Genomic DNA, 18,951 nt, shown 5'->3' with positions numbered 1-18,951 from the left:
GCCGTCTACGTGGCCATGGGCGTGGAGCACTACACCTTCGGAGAGGGCCAGACCGAGGACCTCCTTGAAGGAGTCTCGGCGCCCGATCTGGTGAACGCCAGCTGGCGCGACTACGGCAACCGCGTGGGCGCCTTCAGGCTGCTGCGGCGCATGGAGACCTTCGACATCGCACCTACGGTCCTGCTCAACACGGCGCTCTATGACAGCGCGCCTCAGCTGCTCGAGGCCGTGCGTCGAAGCGGCGCCGAGGTGGTGGGCCACGGAGTGTCCAACTCACACTCTCTGGGTTCCTTCAGCGAGCCCGAAGAGCTCCTGTACCTCAAGGAGGTGGCTGCGCGGATCCATGACGAGGAGGGTGCAGCCCCCCTCGGCTGGTCAAGCCCATGGCTGACCCAGACCAGCAACACGCTCGACCTACTGGGGGAGAGCGGCTACCGCTACGTGCTGGACCTCCGCCTGGACGACCAGCCCGTCTGGCTGAACACTCGCTCGGCTCCGTTGCTGGCGATTCCTTACGCCCTCGAGCTCAACGACAGCACGTCGATCATCGGTCGCAACGTGGGCGCCCGCGAGTTCGCGGACATGATCATCGACGAGTTCGAGGAGCTGCTGCTGGCTGCCGGGGAACAGCGACTGGTCATGAGCATCGTGATCCATTCGTTCATCTCGGGCGCGCCGTTCCGACTTCGGCAGCTCGCTCGCGCGCTGGAGCACCTCGCCAGCAGGGGAGACCAAGTCTGGTTCACCCAACCGCGTGAGATCTACCGCGTCATGGCTGACGAACGATCCGCAGCAACCGGAATGGACGTGACTGATGAAGTTCGCTGACGTTCGCTCGAAGCGGTCGACCGGGGACCGGCCCGACCCGCACCCCGCCGAGGGTTTGGCTGCCTCCATCCGTGGGCTCACGGTCAGCCTGGAACGCGACGGTGCACGCAGCGAGGTGCTGCGTGGTGTCGACCTTGACGTCGGACGCGGCGAGATCGTGGGACTGGTGGGCGAGTCCGGATCGGGCAAGAGCGTGCTTGCGCTGAGCATGATGGGCCTGCTGCCCCAGGCGTCCCGACCGCGCACGCACGGTTCGATTGAGATCGCGGGCGTGGACGTCCTCAACAGCGCGCCATCTGAGCTGCGTCACCTGCGCCGCCACGAGCTTGGTGTGATCTTCCAGGATCCAATGACCTCGCTCAACCCGACCATGCGGGTGGGCAAGCAGATCGGTGAGGTCAGCCACGACCGGGAGACGTCGCTCCAGCTGATGACGTCGGTCGGGATCGCTGATCCCGAACTACGTTTCCGGGTGTTCCCCCACGAGCTCTCAGGCGGACTGCGCCAGCGGGTGATGACGGCCATCGCTGTAGCAGGGCGACCCTCCTTGATCATCGCCGACGAACCCACCACCGCCCTGGACGTCACCGTGCAGGCCCAAGTGCTGGAACTGCTCGCCGACCTCCGCGACACCTTTGGCTGCAGTGTCGTCCTGATCACCCACGACCTCGCCGTCGCTGCCCAGATCGCCGATCGCATCGCTGTTCTCTACGCCGGACGGGTGGCTGAGCTCGGTCCCGTCGCGGAGATGCTGCGACGTCCCACGCACCCGTACACCGTGGGGCTGCTGAGTTCCCGGCTGTCCCTGGAGACACCACGCAACCTGCCACTGACGACCTTGAAGCCGGAGACGGCTACCCCGGCCGAGCGCATGCTGGGTTGCGCCTACCACTCGCGGTGCCCCCTCGCCGACGAACAGTGCTCGCGCGAACAGCCGCCGCTAGCTCCCGTCGCCTTGGGCGCCGATGCGACCCTCCTGCACGAACGGTCGTGCTGGCGATCTGTGGCTCAGGTGCAGGCTCTTGCCCACTCGCGGGCTCCCGTCGATCCGGTGCTGCGGTCCGAGAGCCGTCAGCTCTCGGAGGCAGGGGAGTCGGTACGCCTCGACGACGTGCACGTGCGGTTCGTCCTGAAGTCCGGGGCGCGCCACCGCGAGGAGGTGCATGCCCTTCGTGGCGTCGACCTGACGGTCGGAGCCGGCGAATCACTCTCGATCGTGGGTGAGAGCGGGTCGGGGAAGTCCACCCTGCTGCGCGTGGTGGCGGGACTGATCCCCCCCACCTCCGGTGCCGTGCACGTGGGCAACAAGGGAGCGCAGATGGTCTTCCAGGATGCCGGCTCATCTCTCACGCCCTGGTTGACGGTGGGTGAACTCCTCCGTGAGCGCCTGCGCCCGCTGCGCCTGGGTTCGGCTGAGGTGCAGCGCCGGCTGGACTTGGCGCTCACCACGATCGGTCTCCCGGCTGGTATTGCCAATGCCCGCCCGAGCGAGCTGTCCGGCGGCCAGAAGCAGCGTGTCGCCCTCGCTCGTGCCACCGTCATCCCACCGTCCGTGCTGTTGTGCGACGAGCCGACCAGTGCCCTCGACGCCTCCTTGGCGGCCAGTGTGCTCAACCTCATCCGTGAGCTGCGCAGCGCATTCGCGATGACCGTCATCTTCGTGACACACGACCTGTCGGTAGCTCGCCTCATGGGCGACCAGATCGCCGTGATGACCCAAGGGCAGATCGTCGAGATGGGACCGGCGACGGATGTCATCGAGAGACCGGAGCACCCCTATACGCGCTCTCTTCTTGCCTCGGTCCCGACGATCGAGGTGACGACGTCATGACTGTTGCGAAGATCCCCGCGTCACGAATGCGCGTGCTGGCGTTCACGTCTCGCACCCCCTCGGGGTCACGGGCCAGTACGGCTGTCGCCTCACTGCTTCTGCTCGTCACCATCGTTGCCGTTCTCGGTCGCGTCCTCTCGCCCTACGACCCAGTCCAGCCGGTGGGGATGCTCAACTTGCCGCCAGGGTCTCCCGACCACCTTCTCGGCACCGACTCGATCGGCCGTGACCTGCTCAGCCGAACCCTGTGGGGCATCCAAATCAGCTGGTTCACCTCACTGGTCGTCGTGGCCTCCGGCTTGGTCATTGGCGGTGCGATCGGCGTCACGGCAGGGGTGTGTGGCGGTTGGATCGACAACCTGCTCATGCGGTTCACCGACCTGTTTCTGGCGCTACCCGGCGCTCTGGTGGCCATCGCCATCGTCGCTGCGCTCGGACCCGGACTCAAGAACACCCTGATCGGAATCATGATCGTCTGGTGGCCCTACTACGCCCGCATCATCCGTGCCGAGGTGAAGTCCCTCGCATCGAGACCGCATGTGGAGGCGGCGCGGCTCGCCGGTGTCGGGCGCGGTCGCTTGGTGCTGCGACACATCGTCCCCGGAGCCGTGCCCACGGCCCTGGTGACGGCCAGCCTGGACATCGGGAACGTCATCCTGCTCCTGGCAGGTCTGTCATTCCTCGGGCTCGGCCAGTCCGCCCCTGCCCCCGAGCTCGGAGCAGACACTGCCCGCAGTCTGCAGCTCTTGCTGACCCAGTGGTGGATTCCCATCACTCCAGGCATCGCCGTGTTGTTGATGAGCCTGATCGCCAACCTGGGCGGGGACGCCGTCCGGCAGCTACTGAACTCAAAGCGATAAGGGGACGACCGTGCTCAAGTTCATCTTGCGTCGCCTAGGGTCGAGCCTCGTTCTCATCCTCGTGCTGTCAGCAATCATCTTCCTTCTCCAAGAGATCACCCCCGGGGACCCGGTCAAGGCCTACATCGGACTGAACGCCTCGCCGGAAGCCGTTGCGGCGGCCCGGGAGTCTCTCGGGTTGAACAGCCCACTTCCCCTACGCTATCTGCACTTCTTAGGACGCCTCCTGCACGGTGACCTTGGCGTCTCCTTCCGCACTCACAGGTCGGTCGTCTCCGACCTAGGCGACTTCCTACCAGCGACGGCCGAGCTCGTGACGGTGGCGTTCGTGTTCGCCCTTGTGCTGGGCATTCTGTTCGCCGTATCGGGGGCACTGCGGTGGTGGGGAACCTCGGTCCTACGCGGCCTGCTGCTCGTGCTGGCCACCGGCCCGTCCTTTCTCCTGGCCCTGGGCGGCATCGTCCTCTTCTACTCTCGTCTCGGCTGGCTCCCGGGCGGCGACCGCGGCGCCAACGCCTCGGGCCCGACCGGGTTCCTAATGGTCGACAGTCTCCTCCATGGAGACGTAGCGCAGTGGGCGACAGCCCTTCAGCACCTGGTCCTGCCCGCCCTTGCCCTGGCGATCGCCCCGGCCATCGCCATCGGACGCATCCTGCGCGCGAGCCTGGAGACCACGATGAATGCCGACCACGTCCGCACCGCGCGTGCCAAAGGCCTCAGCGAAGGGGCGGTTCTGGGAGGCCACGTGGTTCGTAACTCGATCGGACCAGCGCTGTCGATGGCCGGCCTGCAACTCGGCTTCATGTTTGCGGGCGTGATCGTCGTCGAGCAGATCTTCAGTTGGCCCGGCATCGGGAACTACCTGGCTCGGAGCATTCCGGTATCGGACTTCCCGGCCATCGCCGCGGTCACGCTTGTCCTCGGCACGATCTACATCATCGCCAACGCGCTGGTTGATCTCCTCCAGGCGGCCGCCGACCCACGCTTGAACCTATGACCCGCCGTGCTGCCCCGAAAGGGCGCGCGTGCGACCAGCTTGAACACAAGAAGTCTGCCGGATCACAACTAAGGAGTAGCGCGTGATGAATCAACTAGGTGGGAAGAGGGCTCTGAAGGCGCTGGTCGCCGTCGCCATCCTTCCTCTGCTCGCAGTCGCCGGCTGTGCTGACAAGACCAGCTCCCAGGGGTCCGCGGGCGGTAAGGCGGCCCCTACCGACGGCGTGTTGACGGTTGGACTGCTGGGTGACATCGGACAGCCACCCGACCCCGATGTGTACTACGCCAACAATGGCTGTGCCATCATCCTCAACGTCTACGAAGGCTTGGTGCAGTACAAGAACAACCTCGACAAGGTAGAGGTCGCGCCGCGTCTGGCTGAGTCCTGGACCGTTTCACCGGACTTCAAGACCTATACCTTCAAGTTGCGCAAGGGTGTCACCTTCCACGACGGCACCCCGTTCACCTCGGACGCTGTCCGCTCGTCCTTCGCCCGCCGCGCGGCGGTCAAGGGTGGCGCTGCTTACATGGTCGAGGATGTCGCGTCGGTCAAGACGCCGGACGCAGCCACGGCCGTCGTCGAGCTCAAGTCCTCGAACTCCGCCTTCCTGGACTACCTGGCATCCCCCTTCGGCCCGAAGATGGTCTCGCCCGACGGTGTGAAGAAGAACGCAGGGTCGGACAACGCCCAGAAGTACCTGTCCACCCACGACCTTGGCACAGGCCCCTACGAGCTGAGTGACGTGCAGGTGGGATCGAAGTACGTCCTGAGCCAGTACAAGGACTACTGGGGGACGATCTCGCCGTTCAAGACCATCAACATGCCGGTCTACGACGACGTGTCGTCGCTGCAACTGGCAATCGACAACGGCGACGTATCCGTCAGCGTGGCAAACCTGCCGTCCTCGAGCCTGAAGAAGTACCAAGACAACCAGACCGTTGCCAGCTACTTCCTGCCGACCATCCAGTCCGCGATGATCTTCATGAACCCCAGCAAGGACTTCTTCGCCAAGCAGGAGGCCCGGACCGCATTCCTCCAATCCATCAACCAGAAGCAGCTCGTCGAACAGGTGCTGGGCGCCCGGTCGACACCCGCGACGACGATCTACGCCAAGGGAATGATCGACGACGGGTCAGACAAGCAGAACATCACGTACGACCCGTCCGTGCTGAGCAAGTATGCGAAAAGCTTGCCCGCCGGGACGGCAATGGTGATCGGACATGCTTCTGACAATGTCAACGCTCAGCAGATGGCCAACATCGTGGCTGCGCAGTTGCAGGCCATCGGGATCAAGGCCAGCGCTCAGAGCTATCCGACGTCGCAGGTCTTCAACTGGCCCAACGACCCCACCAAGGGCCCAGACGTCTTTTTCGACGGCAACAACGGACCTGACGGAGGCAGCCCGTACATGTGGGGCCACGTGTTCTGGGACAAGACCGGAGGCATCAACTACTTCAAGTGCGACGACCCGTCCACGGACGCCGACCTCAACGCCGCGCTAAAGACCGGCGACAAGGCGCTGTTCGCCAAGGCCGCCCAGACGTACTCGGCCACGGGTTGCTGGATGAACCTGTCCTACAACAAGGACTGGGTGGTGGCGCAGAAGTGGCTCACGGGCGTGCCGGAGTCCCAGAACATTGGCGCCAATGAGCTCAACTTCAGCATGCTGTCCATCAAGAAGTAGACACGCCCGCGACAGCGGGGGCCAGCAGACGACTGCTGGCCCCCCAGGCGAGATCGGGTCACCGCACGAGTGCCGCACGTACCCAAATGAAGGAGTCACATGGCCACCCAGGAACGGGAACTGGTCGAGGTTGCTCAGAAGGACTCGTTGGCGCGGCAGGTCTACTTGGCGCTGCGCGAAGGAATCATCCTCGGGACCTACCCGCAAGGTTCGCGTCTGATCGAGCAACGCCTGGCCGAAGAGCTCGAAGTCTCCCGGGTTCCACTCCGGGAGGCAGTTCCGCAGCTGGAGATGCACGGCTTTGTGGAGACGTCTCCGCGCAGAGGTGCCGTGGTGGCCACGTGGGACGCCAAGCGGGTGAACGACCTGTTCGACCTGCGGCTGAGCCTCGAAGTCGGGGCTGCGCGCTACGCCGCCGCACGGGTCGCTGCCGGGGCGTCGACAGAGCCACTGGATGCGGCACTGCAATTAGCTCAAGATGTCGTGCACGAGGGTGACCCCTACAAGATCGCGGAGGCCAGCACCCGCTACCACGAGGCAATCGTTCAGCTGGCGGGTAACGACCTGATGGCCACCTTGATGCGGTCAGTCTCGGAACGAGCCCTCTGGCTGTTCTACCTGACCTCGCAGCTCGATGCCGACGAGGCGTTCAACGATCACGTGCATCTGACTGATGCGATTCGCTCGGGCAACGAGCGCCTGGCTGAGGCACTCGCCTACACCCATATTGAGCACGACCGCATACCCTCCTTCACTGCGCTCCGATCAAGAGAAGGCTGAGCATCTTGGAGGTGCAGAGGAGGGGCCTCGCTATCGATTGGCCGTTTAGCTCGTCCGGGTCGGCGGAACGAAAGGTCGCAACGTGTCTGGGGTGGCGACGGCCACGGACGCGTCAGCACGAAACCACCCAAGGTCGCGCCCCGGCCGACCCCCGGTTCCCGTGACAGTCGCATAACGTCTGCTTGACTAACTGCTTGACAACGCCGGCGTGCTAGACCGGATGTCGAGGAACATCGGGGGACTGCTTCGTGCTCAGCAGGACGTCGACGAACAGTGACGCACGGCATGAGAATGCTTGACACGGAAGAGGTCACTGGTTCAAACCCAGTATCGCCCACCAGTACGAAATAGCCCCTGACCTGCGGAAACGCTGGTCAGGGGCTTCTTCGTTGGGCCGCGTCAACGACGCCTGCTTGACTAGTTGCTTGACTAAGAGGGCGCGTTTCGGCCCTGGTGCCGCTCCCTGCACGTCCGCTGACGTGCGTGGACGCCCGAAGGAGGGCCAGTCACTTCCCATGTGGGGAAGAGGTCAGTTGGCTGCGTGAAGGGGGCGTCGGTGCTTGAACGTCGCATGGTCAGAGACGGGATCGTTTTCGAACACTCGCGACCGCTGTTCAGGTGGGCGGGCTCAGCGCCACCCTGGGCGCTGAGACGAACTGTGTCGGTGCTACTGCGGGAGGACGACGAGCCCGATGATGCCTAGGAGGTAGAGGCCCAGGACCGCGATGCTGTCGATGCCGAGACGGGCGTGCTGCTTCGCTGGACGGAAGATCAGGCCGGCCATGTAGACGACTGTCAGGAGTGCGGCCAGACCCGTGAGGTAGATGTCGGCGGCGTGGGCGTTGGGCAGGACGGCCTTGCCCGAGACCAGGACCGCCAGCAGGAACAGCACCGGCAGGAAGGCGTTGCCGCCGAAGATGTCGCCGAACGCAAGCTTGTAGTCGCCCTGCCGCGTCGCGTTCAGGCCCGTACTGAGCTCTGGGAGGGACGTCGCAGCCGCCAGCACGGTCGCACCGAACAGCACTCCTGACAGGCCCACCTGGTCGGCAGCCGCCGTGCCGCTCTCCTCGGCGACGGCACCGGCGACCAGGGTCGCCACCGCTGCGGCACCGAAGATGAGGATGACCCGGGTGGTGCTGACGCCCTTTCGGGTCGCCTCGGCTGAGCGGGTCTTCTGCGAGTGGCCACGCGGCTTCGGCTGGCTGTCGGGGGCTTCACCGCTGTTGGACCAGGGCAGCTTCCCCCCTGCCCGCTGGGTCAGCATGAGCCCCGCGACCCAGACCAGCCCGATGAGGACGACGTCGGGCGTCAGCCGGGCGACCACGAGGTCCTTGGGCAGCTGGGTGCCCATCACGACGACGACGAGCACTGCCAGGACGATCGCCCCCTCGATCACGAGGGTGAGGCTCGCGGCCTGGTACGTCAGCGGCCGTCGTTCACGAACACCGAACGCGTCCAACGCGACCAGGACCACAGTCTGGATCGCGATACCTCCGAGGATGTTGCTCACCGCCACGTCCAGCTTCCCGCTGGCCGCAGCGCTGTAGGTGATGGCGATCTCGGGCAGGTTGGTGGCCACCGCGAGGAGGATGAGACCCCCGAGCGCCTGACCGAGGTGGAGCCGGTCGGCCAGGATGTCGGTGTAGTTGGACAGCGGGATCCCGGCGACCCAGATCACGGCTGCACTCGCGACGAAGAGCAGCAGCTCCGCCCACAAGGGCAGGTGCGGCAGCACGTTCAGGCCCTCCCGGGGGTGAAGGCTGCCGGCGGGTCGGCCGGGGGAGCCACGATCAGGGCCTGGGGTGCGGCGGACTTCATCCGGGTCACCAGCCACGCCAGCTGGCGGGAGACGTCCTTGCGTGCGGCCTTCTCGATGGACAGCAGCTCTTCGTCACGCAGTCCCTGCGCCCCTTGTCCGATAACCGTCCAGGTGCTGTCGACCAGGGTCGCGAGCATGTGGAGGTCCTGCAGGTCGCGCAGCAGGCCGACGGCTCCACTGCGAACCTCGCCGACACCCGAAGCATGCAGGCGTTGTGGTTCTTCGACGTCCGAGGCCTCGCCGTACCTGGCCGCAACGGGTTGCAGCTTCGCCACGTGCTGCCGGCTCATCTTGGCCAGGGCCTGGCAGGTGAACAGCACGTCTGGATGGTTCGCGTGTCCTTGGCCGATAGTGTCGAAGGAGTCGGCCAAGGTGGCTTCGCTGGCGTGGATGAGCGCGACATACGTCGCGAGGTGGGTGCTCATGACCGGCCCCCTTCCGACGTTCTGGCGTCGCCTTCCGGCAGGACAGGGACGCGTCCGGACCTGGGTGCCTGCGCAGGGTCGTTCGGATAAAGGGGTATGGGGTCGAGGACGACGCTGGAGGTGGGTGTTCCTCCGCGGGTCGGTGGCACGTCGGCTTGAGCGGGGGCGGAGGCCGCCGTGGTGGGAGCGGGGGAGGGGCCGTCGCCGTCGCGCACCTTGACCACTCGGCAGGCGGCCGTCTTGAAGTACGGCTGCTTGGACACGGGGTCCCACACGGTCATGGTCAGCTCGTTGGCCTGCCGTGAAGGGCTGTCGAGCTCGGCGTCGGTGAGGTCCCAGGTGCCGTAGTGGAACGGCGCGAAGACCGCGCCCTTCATGACGCGGCCCACGCGGGCCTGAACCTCGATGGCGCCTCGGGGTGACTCGACGCGGACGACGTCGCCCTCGGCGACACCGAGCCCTGCCGCATCCTCGGCGCTGAGCTCGACCCAGGCGTCGGGCGCGGCCTCGTTGAGCCTGCGCGCCCTAGCGGTCTTGGTCCGTGTGTGGAACTGGTAGACGGTCCGACCTGTGGTGAACAGCAACGGGTATTCGTCGCTCGGGACCTCGTGGGCGGGGGTCCACTCGCACCCCTTGAGGAAGGCCCGGCCGGCAGGAGCGAGGGCACGGTGCTCGGTCTCGGTGACGGCACCTCCGGTGAGCAGGTCGTGTCCGTAGGTCTCGCACTCGTCCGTGTGGGTGGGGAAGACGGCGTCGGTGTAGAGCCGGTCGGTGCCGTCGGGTGCGGTCTGGGCGTTGACCGGCCAGGGGATGCCGCTGGGGCCGCGGAGCTGGTCATAGCTCAGTCCCGTGTAGTCGACCGGGCGTCCGGCCGTCGCTTCCTTCCACGCCTCGAATGCCTCTTCAGGGGTACGCCATGACGGCAACGGCCGGCCCGAGCGGTCGGTGAAGCCCATCAGCTCCGCGTACAGCGTGAAGATCTCGAGGTCGCTCTTGGCCTCACCTGGGGGCTCGACAGCCTTCTCGGACAGGTGCACGGTGCGATTGACGTTGGTGAAGGTCCCGGTCTTCTCGCCCCAGCCCGCGGCCGGGAGCACCACGTCGGCCAGCTGCGCGGTCTCGGTCAGGAAGAGGTCCTGCACCACGACGAAGCACTGGTCGCCGCCGAGGATCTTGCGCATCCGGGCTGACTGGGGCATGGACACCGCAGGGTTGGTCGCCGACACCCACAGCATGCCGATGGTGCCCTCCTCGGCGTGGCGGAAGATCTCCATGGCGTTGGTCGGGGGAGCCCAATGGGGTATGACCGACGCATCGACGTCCCACAGGTCGGCGAGCTCCTGGACGTGGGCGGCGTTGTCCCAGTTGCGGAAGCCGGGCAGGTCGCCGTCGGCTCCGCACTCACGGTTGTTCTGGGCCGTCGGCTGGCCATTCATCTGCAGCACACCGGAGCCGACCTTGCCGATCTGCGCTCGCAGGAGGTGCAGGTTGTTGACCGCGACCGACGCCGCTGTCGCCTGGTGGGACTGGTAGAAGCCCTGCAGGACCGTGGACAGCACGTGGTCGCTCTCACCGAAGATCCGCGCCGCACGCCGGATGTCCGCGGGGTCGAGACCGCAGATCTCCCCGGCCCACTCGGGGGTGCAGTGCTCGACCGTCTCCAACAGGTCCTGCAGGCCGACGGTGTGGGCCTGCACCCACTCCTGGTCCACCCAGTCGTTGACGAACAGCTCACGGGTCAACGCGTTCATCAGCGCCAGGTTGGTGCCCACCTTGGCCGCGAGGTGGACGCCCCCCGTGCGGATCGCCTCATCGGCGACGCGTGTGCGGCGCGGGTCGACGCAGACGATGGTCGGCGGGTTCGGACCACGCGTCCGGTCCAGGATCCGGGTCCAAAGGACGGTCTGCGTCTCGGCCATGTTGTGGCCGAACAGGAAGATCGCGTCACAGTGCTCGATGTCGGTGTACGAGCCCGGTTGCCCGTCGGCGCCGAAGCTCTCCTTGAACGATGCCGCAGCCGTGGCCGTGCACAACCGCGTGTTGCCGTCCATGTGAGGTGTTCCCAAGCAGGCCTTGCCGATGACGGCCAAGGCGTAGTACTCCTCGATGAACAGCTGCCCGGAGGTGTAGAAACCGAGTGACAGCGGCCCCTTCTCCTCGAGAAGGCGCTTGCTCACCTCGACGACTGTGCCCATGGCTGTCTGCCAGTCGGTCTCCACCAGGACCCCGTCCCGCCGCACCAGTGGTCGGGTCAGGCGATCCGGGGACGATGCCCACGGCGTGCTGCCGTACAAGCCCTTGGGTCCCAGCCGTCCGTGGTTGACGACGTCACCGCCACGTCCCCGCACCCCTACCATCCGGCCGTCCTTGACTGCGATGTCACATCCACATCCGTTGCTGCACAGCAGGCACGCCGACTGGACCCACCGGTCGACCGAGTCCGGGGTGATTCCTTCCTCGAGGTGGGTGTCGACGCGGGCGGGCCACGCCGTGCCGCGCGCGTGCGGGGTCAGGGGGCCCCAGATGTCCGCAATGCGATCGATCGAGTCGGTCATCGTCCGCTCCTTGTTGTCGTCGTCAGCCCGCCCCGGTGTCCAGCGAGGGAGTGCTCCCTCCGAGAGGCCTGACTGCAGCCTGCCCAAGTATGTGCGCGCCCGCAACAGATGCGATGCCGCACACTATTTCTCCGACGGGAGTCAGCTGCGCCCGAGGCGGTTCGGGCCGCCTACTCGTTCGTGCCGCAGGGCGTCATGGTCCTCCCGAAGGAGGTCCTCGGCCCGGCGCTGGTCCGGTGGGGACGGAGTGGGGACCTGGTCCGAGAAGTAGAGGCCTGCCGCTGCGCGACTCAGCCGCCCACGCAGCCCCGTGACGTGCAGGCGAGCTGCCTGCGTGCCAAGGACGTTGCGGTCAGGAGCGTCTTCCGCCGAGTCGGACGTCGGCAGGCGCTCATCTTGTCCATCTCCAGCAGCGACGTCGGGTTGCCCGTGCGCCACCAGGCGCCACTGCTCGTACGTCGACAGTGGGCGGTGTGCTTCGAAGAACCCGCCACCGGCCGTGCGCACCAGCGTGCCCGTCTCACGACCCTTCAGGACCGTTGCGCGGTCGCGTGACTGCAGTGACAGGCAGATCCGGCGTGTCGTCCACCCCACGACCAAGGGCGCCAGGACGACCAGGATCCGCAGCGACCAGGTGATCGCCTCGATGGACAGGTGCAGCTTGAGCGCGATGATGTCGTTCCCGCCGGCCAGAAACAGGCCGACGTAGAAGGTCAGTGCACCGGCACCGATCGCCGTACGGGTAGGTGCGCTCCGCGGTCTGTCGATGAGGTGGTGCTCTTGCGGGCCGGCGCGGGTCGCCCATCGCTCTATGAAGGGGTACGCGGCGGTGACGGCGTACATCACCGGGATCAGCAGGACCCCAGGGAGGAGGACGTTGAGGCTGAGCGTATGGCCGAACGCGTGGATCTCCCATGGCAGCATGAGCCGCAGGGCTCCTTCGGCAAAACCCATGTACCAGTCCGGTTGCGACCCGGCGGAGGCCGCCGTGGGGTCGTAGGGACCGAACATCCAGATCGGGTTGATGGTGACCAGGGCTGCGATGAGGGCGGTGACCCCGAAGACGATGAAGAAGAACCCACCGGCTTTGGCGAGGTAGGTCGGCATGAGTCGGAAGCCGACGACGTTGCGGTTGGTGCGGCCGGGGCCGGCGAACTGGGTGTGCTTCTGGACGACGACGATCAGGACGTGCACCAGTGCCAGCCCCACGAGCAGGGTGGGGATCAGGAGGATGTGGGCCACATACAGGCGCGGGATGATGTCGTCGCCGGGGAACTGTCCGCCGAAGACCGCGAACGCGAGCCACGAGCCGATGACCGGGATGGACAGCATGAGGCCGTTGGCGATGCGCAGACCCGTGCCCGACAGGAGGTCGTCGGGAAGGGAGTACCCGGCGAAGCCTTCGACGATGGCCAGCAGGGACAGGCTCACGCCGATCACCCAGTTAAGCTCGCGGGGCTTTCGGAACGCACCGGTGAAGAAGACCCTCATCATGTGCACGGCGATGGCAACGGTGAACAGCAGTGCAGCCCAGTGGTGGACCTGCCGGATCAGGAGCCCACCGCGCACGTCGAAGGACATGTCGACGGTCGACCGGTAGGCCTCGCTGACCGTGAGCCCGCGAAGAGGCGCATAGGACCCCCCGTAGACGACGGTGCCGCTGCTCGGCACGAACCACACAGTGAGGAACGTCCCGGTGACGAGCAGCACCAGCAGCGAGTACAGCGCCAGCTCGCCCAGCATGAACGACCAGTGGTCGGGGAAGACCTTGCGCAGGAGGTGGCCGATGGGCTTGGCTGCACCGGTGCGGTCGTCCAGCCAGCCGGCGACCCCACCCAAGGTCCTTCGTGAGTCCATCACGCCACCCTGTACGGGATGACGTCGGACTCCCGCAGGGTCAGACCATGGCCGGGTGAGTCCGGGCGGGGTGTCAGGTGACCGTGCGCGGGATCGAGGGTGCCTTCGAAGAACATCGTCTCGATCCGGACGTGGTCGTGGAACCACTCGAGGTGCCGAAGGTTCGGGGTGGCTGCAGCGACGTGGGCGTGCAGGTGGGGAGCGCAGTGCCCGGAGACCTCCAGTCCGAAGGACGCCGCAACAGCCGCCGCACGCAACCACTCGGTGATGCCGCCGCACCGGGAGGCGTCAACCTGGAGGCAGTCCACCGCCCCGGACTGGCACAGGCGACGAAAGTAGTAGAGGTCCGTCCCGTACTCGCCGGCGGTGACATCGGCATCGATGGCGTCGCGTACCTGGCGCAGTCCCTGGTGGTCGTCGGAGGACACCGGCTCCTCGAACCACCGCACCTCCAGATCGTCTGCGGCCCGAATCAACCGGATGGCCTGCTTCGCCGAGTACCCGCCGTTCGCGTCCACGAACAGCTCGACCTCCGGCCCGATCACTGTGCGCGTATGGCGCATCCGCTCGAGGTCGCGCCCGGTGTGGGTGCCCCAGGACTCGCCGATCTTGATCTTCACCCGCGGGATGCCCTGCCCGCACCAGCCAGTGAGCTGGTGGTCCAGCTGTGCGGCGTCGTACGTGGTGAAGCCGCCGCTCCCGTACACCGGCACGTCATGGCGGACCAAGCCGAGGAGGCGGTGCAAGGGTAGGTCGAGCAAGCGGGCCTTGAGGTCCCAGAGGGCGACGTCGACGGCGCTGATCGCGTAGGACACCAAGCCGGGACGCCCGGCGTTGCGCACCGCGCGGATCATCGACTGGGACAGGCCCGTCACGTCCAGGGGGTCGGCACCGGACACCACGGGGGAGAGGAGCTCGGTGACGAGCGCGGCCGCCGCGGCGGGGGCGTAGGTCCAGCCCGTTCCCACGACGTCGGCCGCCCTGACCTGCGCCAGGACCACCGTCGTGGAGTCCCAGGTGGTGGTGCCATCCGCCTCGGGTGCGTCGGTCGGCACCGTGTAGACGCTCACGTCCACGTCGTCGATGACCGGGTGGGACTGGCCCCGGAGCCGCTTGGCGGTCATGCGCGCTGGTCTCGGCACATCAGCTGTCACCGCCGGGCATGACCTCGGCGACCTTGGTCTTCACGCCCTCCTTGATGACACCCCACCGGTCCTCGTCGCCCCCGAGGATCGACCGTGCCGTGGCCTTCATCTCCGTCCAGGTCGCGTGCGGGGGCACGGGGGGCACGTCCGGGTCGACGTGCACGTCCAGCACCGTCGGGCGGTCGGCAGCGAACGCTCGCCTCCAGGCGTCTTCGAGCTGTCCTGGGTGGGTGACGCGGATCGCTTGCAGGCCAAGGCTTTCCGCGAAGGCGGCGTAGTCCACGTCCGGCAGTCGCTGGGACTCGACGAACTTGGGCGCGCCTTCCATGGCCCGCATCTCCCACGTGACCTGGTTGAGGTCGTTGTTGTGCAGGACGGCGACCACCAGTCGCGGGTCGCTCCAATGCTCCCAGTAGTGCTTGATGGTGATCAGCTCCGCCAGACCGTTCATCTGCATGGCTCCGTCACCTGCGAAGACGACGGCAGGCCGATCGGGGTGGGCGAACTTCGCTCCGATGCCGTAGGGCACGCCGGGCCCCATCGTCGCGAGGGTGCCCGAGAGCGAGCCGCGGATGTCTCCCCGGAACTTCAGCTGTCGGGCGTACCAGTTCGCTGACGAACCTGAGTCCGCGGCCACCATGGCATTGGAGGGCAGTTGTCTGGACGCCTCGTGGAAGAGCCGTTGCGGGTTGACCGGGTCCGCGTCCACCATGGCCTCGCGCTCCATCGCTCCCCACCAGTCGGCGACGTTCCCCTCGATCGTCTCGCGCCAGGCGCGGTTCTCGTTGCGGTGCAGGTGCGGGATCAGCGCCTGCAGCGTCGTCGCAGCGTCGCCGACGAGGTTGAGCTCGTAGGGATATCGCATCCCGATGAACTTGCCGTCGATGTCGATCTGCACCGCGCGCGCCTGCCCGAACGCCGGCATGAACTGGGTGTAGGGGAAGTTCGACCCGATGGTCAGCAGGGTGTCGCAGTCCGCCATCATCTCGTAGCTGGGCCGGGTGCCCAGCAGGCCGATCGAACCGGTCACCCAGGGCAGGTCGTCCGACAGCACGTCCCTGCCCAACAGGGCCTTCGCCACACCCGCACCGAGGATCTCGGCGACCTGTCCGATCTCGTCCGCCGCGCCGCGGGCACCCTGCCCGATGAGAATCGCAGGCTTCCCACCGCTGTTGAGCAGATCAGCGGTCTCGCGGATGGTCTCGTCGTCAGGGACCACCGCGGGCCACCGGACCCCGAGGCTGGAGGGGACCATCTTCATGGCGTGAGTGGGGGCGGAGTACTCCAGCTCCTGCACGTCGGAGGGAATGATGATGGCCGTCGGCGCGCGCTGCGCCACAGCGGTACGGATGGCGCGGTCCAGCACGTTGGGCAGCTGCTCCGGCACCATGACCATGTGCACGTAGTCGCCGGCGACGTCCTTGAACAGGGTGAGCAGGTCGACCTCTTGCTGGTAGGCGCCGCCCATGCCGCTGCGCGCCGTCTGTCCGACGATGGCCACGACCGGCACGTGGTCGAGCTTGGCGTCGTACAGCCCGTTGAGCAGGTGGATGGCTCCGGGGCCCGACGTGGCCATGCAGACACCGACGTGGCCGCTGAACTTGGCGTAGCCGACGGCCTCGAACGCGGACATCTCCTCATGTCGGGACTGGATGAACTGAGGTGTGTTGTCTGCTCTCCCGAACGCGGCGAGGATGCCGTTGATGCCATCGCCCGGGAAGGCGAACACGTGCTCGACTCCCCAGTCACGCAGTCGTTCCAGCAGGTGGTCGGCGACCGTCTGTGCTGCCATGTCTACTCCTGTGATCGAACGGGTGGGCCCCGTCTCAGTGGGCGCGTGAGGTCCTCGAGCGAGCGTTCTGGTCCGCCTGCCGTTCCGGGTCCCTGCGCGGGGCACCGCCGCGACTTCCAGCGGCGAGCAGGTCGGCGGCTCGTGCGGCGACGGCCATGATCGTCAGTGCGGGGTTGGCGGCGCCCTGGGTCGGCAGGACGCTGCCGTCGGTGATGTAGAGGTTCGGGACGGCGAAGCTGCGGCATGACGCATCGACGACACCTTCGCGTTCGTTGGCGGCCATGCGGGCGCCCCCCACCAGGTGTGCGGAGCGGTTGATCGTGATGACCTCACCTGCACCTGCCGCGCGAAGGATCGACTCCATCACCTCACCGGCCGCCTTCAGGAGCATGCGGTCGTTGTCGCCCTGTGAGTACGAGAAGTGCGCCACCGGCAGTCCGTGGCGGTCCCGCTCGTCAGAGAGGGTGACCCGGTTGCCCGGCCGGGGGAGGAACTCGCAGAGCGCACCGAGACAGGCCCAGTGCGGGTAGTCGCTCATGTACCGGCGCAGGTCCGCACCGAAATGGCCCTGAGCCGAGACGTGCTCTGCCCAGGTGATGGGCAGCGGGGACACCGTCTGGATCGAGAAGCCGCGCTTGTACGGCTTGGCCGGGTCGGTCTCGTAGAACGCCTCAGTGCTGGCCTCGGGCGGGGGCGCCTTCCACATGCGCACCTCGCCGTCGAACCTGCCCGCGGTCTGGGGCGCCCCCTGCACCATGAGGTAGCGGCCCACCTGGTCGAAGTCGTTGCACAGGCCCTGGGGAAACCTGGCGGAGTCTGAGTTGAGCAGCAGCCGTGGGGTCTCGATGGAGTAGCCGGCGACCGCCACCATGCGCGCTCGTTGGAAGCGTGCCCTGCCACGTCGGACGAAGTGCACACCCGTGGCCAGGCCGGTCCGTTGGTCCACCTCCACCCGGGTGACCATCGAGTCCGCCCTGACCTCCGCGCCGTGAGCGAGGGCGTCGGGGACGTGGGTGATCAGGGGCGAAGCCTTGGCGTTGACCTTGCACCCCTGCAGGCAGAACCCCCTGTAGATGCAGTGCGCGCGATGTCCGAACCGGCCGTTGGCGATCGCCACCGGACCCACCTTGACCGGGATGCCGAGCACCTCGGCGCCCCGCAGGAACACCTCGCCGTTGCCGCCGACCGGGTGCGCCGAGTGGGGGTATCGGTGCGGATCCCCCCAGGGCCAGTCCTCGCCGGCCACGGGCAGCTCGCCCTCAATGTCCTCGTAGTAGGGGCGCAGGTCCGTGTACTGCAAGGGCCAGTCGGCTCCCACCCCGTCCTGGGTCCTGGTGTGGAAGTCGCTGGGGTGGAACCGAGGTGTGTACCCGGCGAAGTGCACCATCGATCCGCCGACGCCACGCCCGGAGTTGTTCGAGCCCAGGGGGACCGGGTTCTCACCGGCGATGACGCGGGGCTCGTTCCAGTACAGGTGGTGGGAACCGGCCTCGTCGCTGACCCAGTCGCGCTCGGGGTCCCAGAACGGGCCGGCGTCCAGGGCGACGACCCGCCAGCCCCGGCGCGCCAGTCGTTGCATCAGCGTCGAGCCGCCTGCACCACAGCCGACGATGACGAGGTCGACCTCGTCATCGTCGTCGAAGGTGCGCATGTCGGAGCGCAGCTGGTGGTTGACGTCGCGACCGTCGGCCGGCACCAGCCACGCGGACTCGTTCCGGCTGCGGACCGCGCGGCCGTCGAGTCCCTTCACTGGTTGCCCCGCGGACGCAGGGGGTCGAGCTGGCGACGGGTGTCCTTGACCTCCCACGGTTCCAGGGCGTCGACGCCGAGGTTCTTGTAGCCGCGCGGGTACGCGGGGCCACCGAAACCGATCTCGTTCCACGCCAAGGGATGGGAGTAGAAGGCGGTGTCGGCGTAGCGGGTCCATAGGCTCCATACCGAGTCGGCCGGCATGCCGTGCCATGACCCGGTGGCATGCTGGACGGCACGCAGGACCGCGAGCTGGTCAAGCCACCTGCACTCTGCGAAGTCGGCGCCGAAGGCGTTGCGTGCATCGGCGTCGATCCCGGCCAGGCTGTCTCGCCAGGCCTGGGCGTCCGGGGGCATGTGGACGTGGTGCCAGCCGTCCCCCTGGCCTTCGGCGAGGCGAGCGTCGATCATCCGCACCACCGGTACGCGAGGGTCTTCACGCTGCCCCAGCAGCTGGTCGGTGAGGGCGCACGCCGCGGCTTCTTCCGAAAGGGTGAAGAAGCGTAGGTCGGCGGGGATCCCGATCCGTGGCGCCACGATTCCGGTCGTGGCGGCGTCCCAGTGCTGCGACTGGGCAAGGGTGTCGAATCCCGGGTAGCGGCCACCGCCGTCCTCGGGGCTCAACGGCA

Annotated in this window: 14 protein-coding genes; 6 read left to right on the top strand and 8 right to left on the bottom strand. The window is 67.0% G+C overall.

Annotation, left to right across the window (positions count from 1 at the left end; translation table 11 throughout):
• The first annotated feature begins 21 nt into the window (after positions 1 to 21).
• The 6 genes from ASD62_RS02890 to ASD62_RS02865 all read left to right on the top strand — a co-directional run bounded on the left by ASD62_RS02890 (position 22) and on the right by ASD62_RS02865 (position 6,980).
• Entirely contained in the window at positions 22 to 828 is an 807-nt protein-coding gene (locus ASD62_RS02890) for a hypothetical protein (RefSeq protein ID WP_235530609.1), read from the top strand.
• A gap of 55 nt (positions 829 to 883) precedes the next feature.
• A complete protein-coding gene (locus tag ASD62_RS02885) occupies positions 884 to 2,659 on the top strand; it encodes an ABC transporter ATP-binding protein (RefSeq protein WP_235530608.1) in 1,776 nt (591 codons plus the stop codon).
• Positions 2,656 to 3,519, top strand: coding sequence for an ABC transporter permease (locus tag ASD62_RS02880; protein ID WP_056914676.1), 864 nt, complete (start codon positions 2,656 to 2,658; stop codon positions 3,517 to 3,519). The genes ASD62_RS02885 and ASD62_RS02880 overlap by 4 nt, the downstream gene beginning before the upstream one ends.
• A 10-nt stretch (positions 3,520 to 3,529) precedes the next feature.
• Complete coding sequence (locus ASD62_RS02875; RefSeq protein ID WP_056914675.1) at positions 3,530 to 4,516, top strand: ABC transporter permease; 987 nt, start codon at positions 3,530 to 3,532, stop codon at positions 4,514 to 4,516.
• Between the two features lie 85 nt (positions 4,517 to 4,601).
• On the top strand, positions 4,602 to 6,200 hold the full coding sequence (locus ASD62_RS02870) for an ABC transporter substrate-binding protein (protein WP_056914674.1): 1,599 nt from the start codon (positions 4,602 to 4,604) through the stop codon (positions 6,198 to 6,200).
• Between the two features lie 99 nt (positions 6,201 to 6,299).
• On the top strand, positions 6,300 to 6,980 hold the full coding sequence (locus ASD62_RS02865; protein WP_056914673.1) for a GntR family transcriptional regulator: 681 nt from the start codon (positions 6,300 to 6,302) through the stop codon (positions 6,978 to 6,980).
• Between the two features lie 667 nt (positions 6,981 to 7,647).
• On the opposite strand, the gene ASD62_RS02860 is transcribed toward ASD62_RS02865, so the two are convergent.
• From ASD62_RS02860 to ASD62_RS02825, 8 genes are all read right to left on the bottom strand, one after another.
• A complete protein-coding gene (locus ASD62_RS02860) occupies positions 7,648 to 8,715 on the bottom strand; it encodes a sodium:calcium antiporter (RefSeq protein ID WP_082580535.1) in 1,068 nt (355 codons plus the stop codon).
• Positions 8,716 to 8,717: 2 nt separating this feature from the next.
• Positions 8,718 to 9,224 (bottom strand): hypothetical protein, encoded by a 507-nt coding sequence (locus ASD62_RS02855; RefSeq protein ID WP_056914672.1) that lies wholly within the window; start codon positions 9,222 to 9,224, stop codon positions 8,718 to 8,720.
• On the bottom strand, positions 9,221 to 11,779 hold the full coding sequence (locus ASD62_RS02850) for a molybdopterin oxidoreductase family protein (protein WP_056914671.1): 2,559 nt from the start codon (positions 11,777 to 11,779) through the stop codon (positions 9,221 to 9,223). The genes ASD62_RS02855 and ASD62_RS02850 overlap by 4 nt, the downstream gene beginning before the upstream one ends.
• A 141-nt stretch (positions 11,780 to 11,920) precedes the next feature.
• Positions 11,921 to 13,636: a ubiquinol-cytochrome c reductase cytochrome b subunit gene (locus tag ASD62_RS02845; protein WP_157581252.1), complete on the bottom strand. Its 1,716-nt coding sequence runs from the start codon at positions 13,634 to 13,636 to the stop codon at positions 11,921 to 11,923.
• A complete protein-coding gene (locus ASD62_RS02840) occupies positions 13,636 to 14,760 on the bottom strand; it encodes an enolase C-terminal domain-like protein (protein ID WP_056914669.1) in 1,125 nt (374 codons plus the stop codon). Before ASD62_RS02840 ends, ASD62_RS02845 begins: the two co-directional genes overlap by 1 nt.
• A 19-nt stretch (positions 14,761 to 14,779) precedes the next feature.
• Positions 14,780 to 16,573 carry a thiamine pyrophosphate-requiring protein gene (locus ASD62_RS02835; protein WP_056914668.1) on the bottom strand — a complete coding sequence of 598 codons (1,794 nt, stop codon included), beginning with the start codon at positions 16,571 to 16,573 and terminating at the stop codon, positions 14,780 to 14,782.
• Positions 16,574 to 16,607: 34 nt separating this feature from the next.
• Positions 16,608 to 18,323, bottom strand: a complete 1,716-nt coding sequence (locus ASD62_RS02830; protein WP_082553144.1) for a GMC family oxidoreductase — start codon at positions 18,321 to 18,323, stop codon at positions 16,608 to 16,610.
• Entirely contained in the window at positions 18,320 to 18,946 is a 627-nt protein-coding gene (locus tag ASD62_RS02825; RefSeq protein ID WP_235529175.1) for a gluconate 2-dehydrogenase subunit 3 family protein, read from the bottom strand. The genes ASD62_RS02830 and ASD62_RS02825 overlap by 4 nt, the downstream gene beginning before the upstream one ends.
• Positions 18,947 to 18,951 lie beyond the last annotated feature (5 nt).

The organism is Phycicoccus sp. Root563 (assembly GCF_001427915.1).
GTDB lineage: Bacteria > Actinomycetota > Actinomycetes > Actinomycetales > Dermatophilaceae > Pedococcus.
The sequence above is the reverse complement of the archived record's forward strand: the minus strand, read 5'-3'. Positions and strand labels throughout refer to the sequence as shown.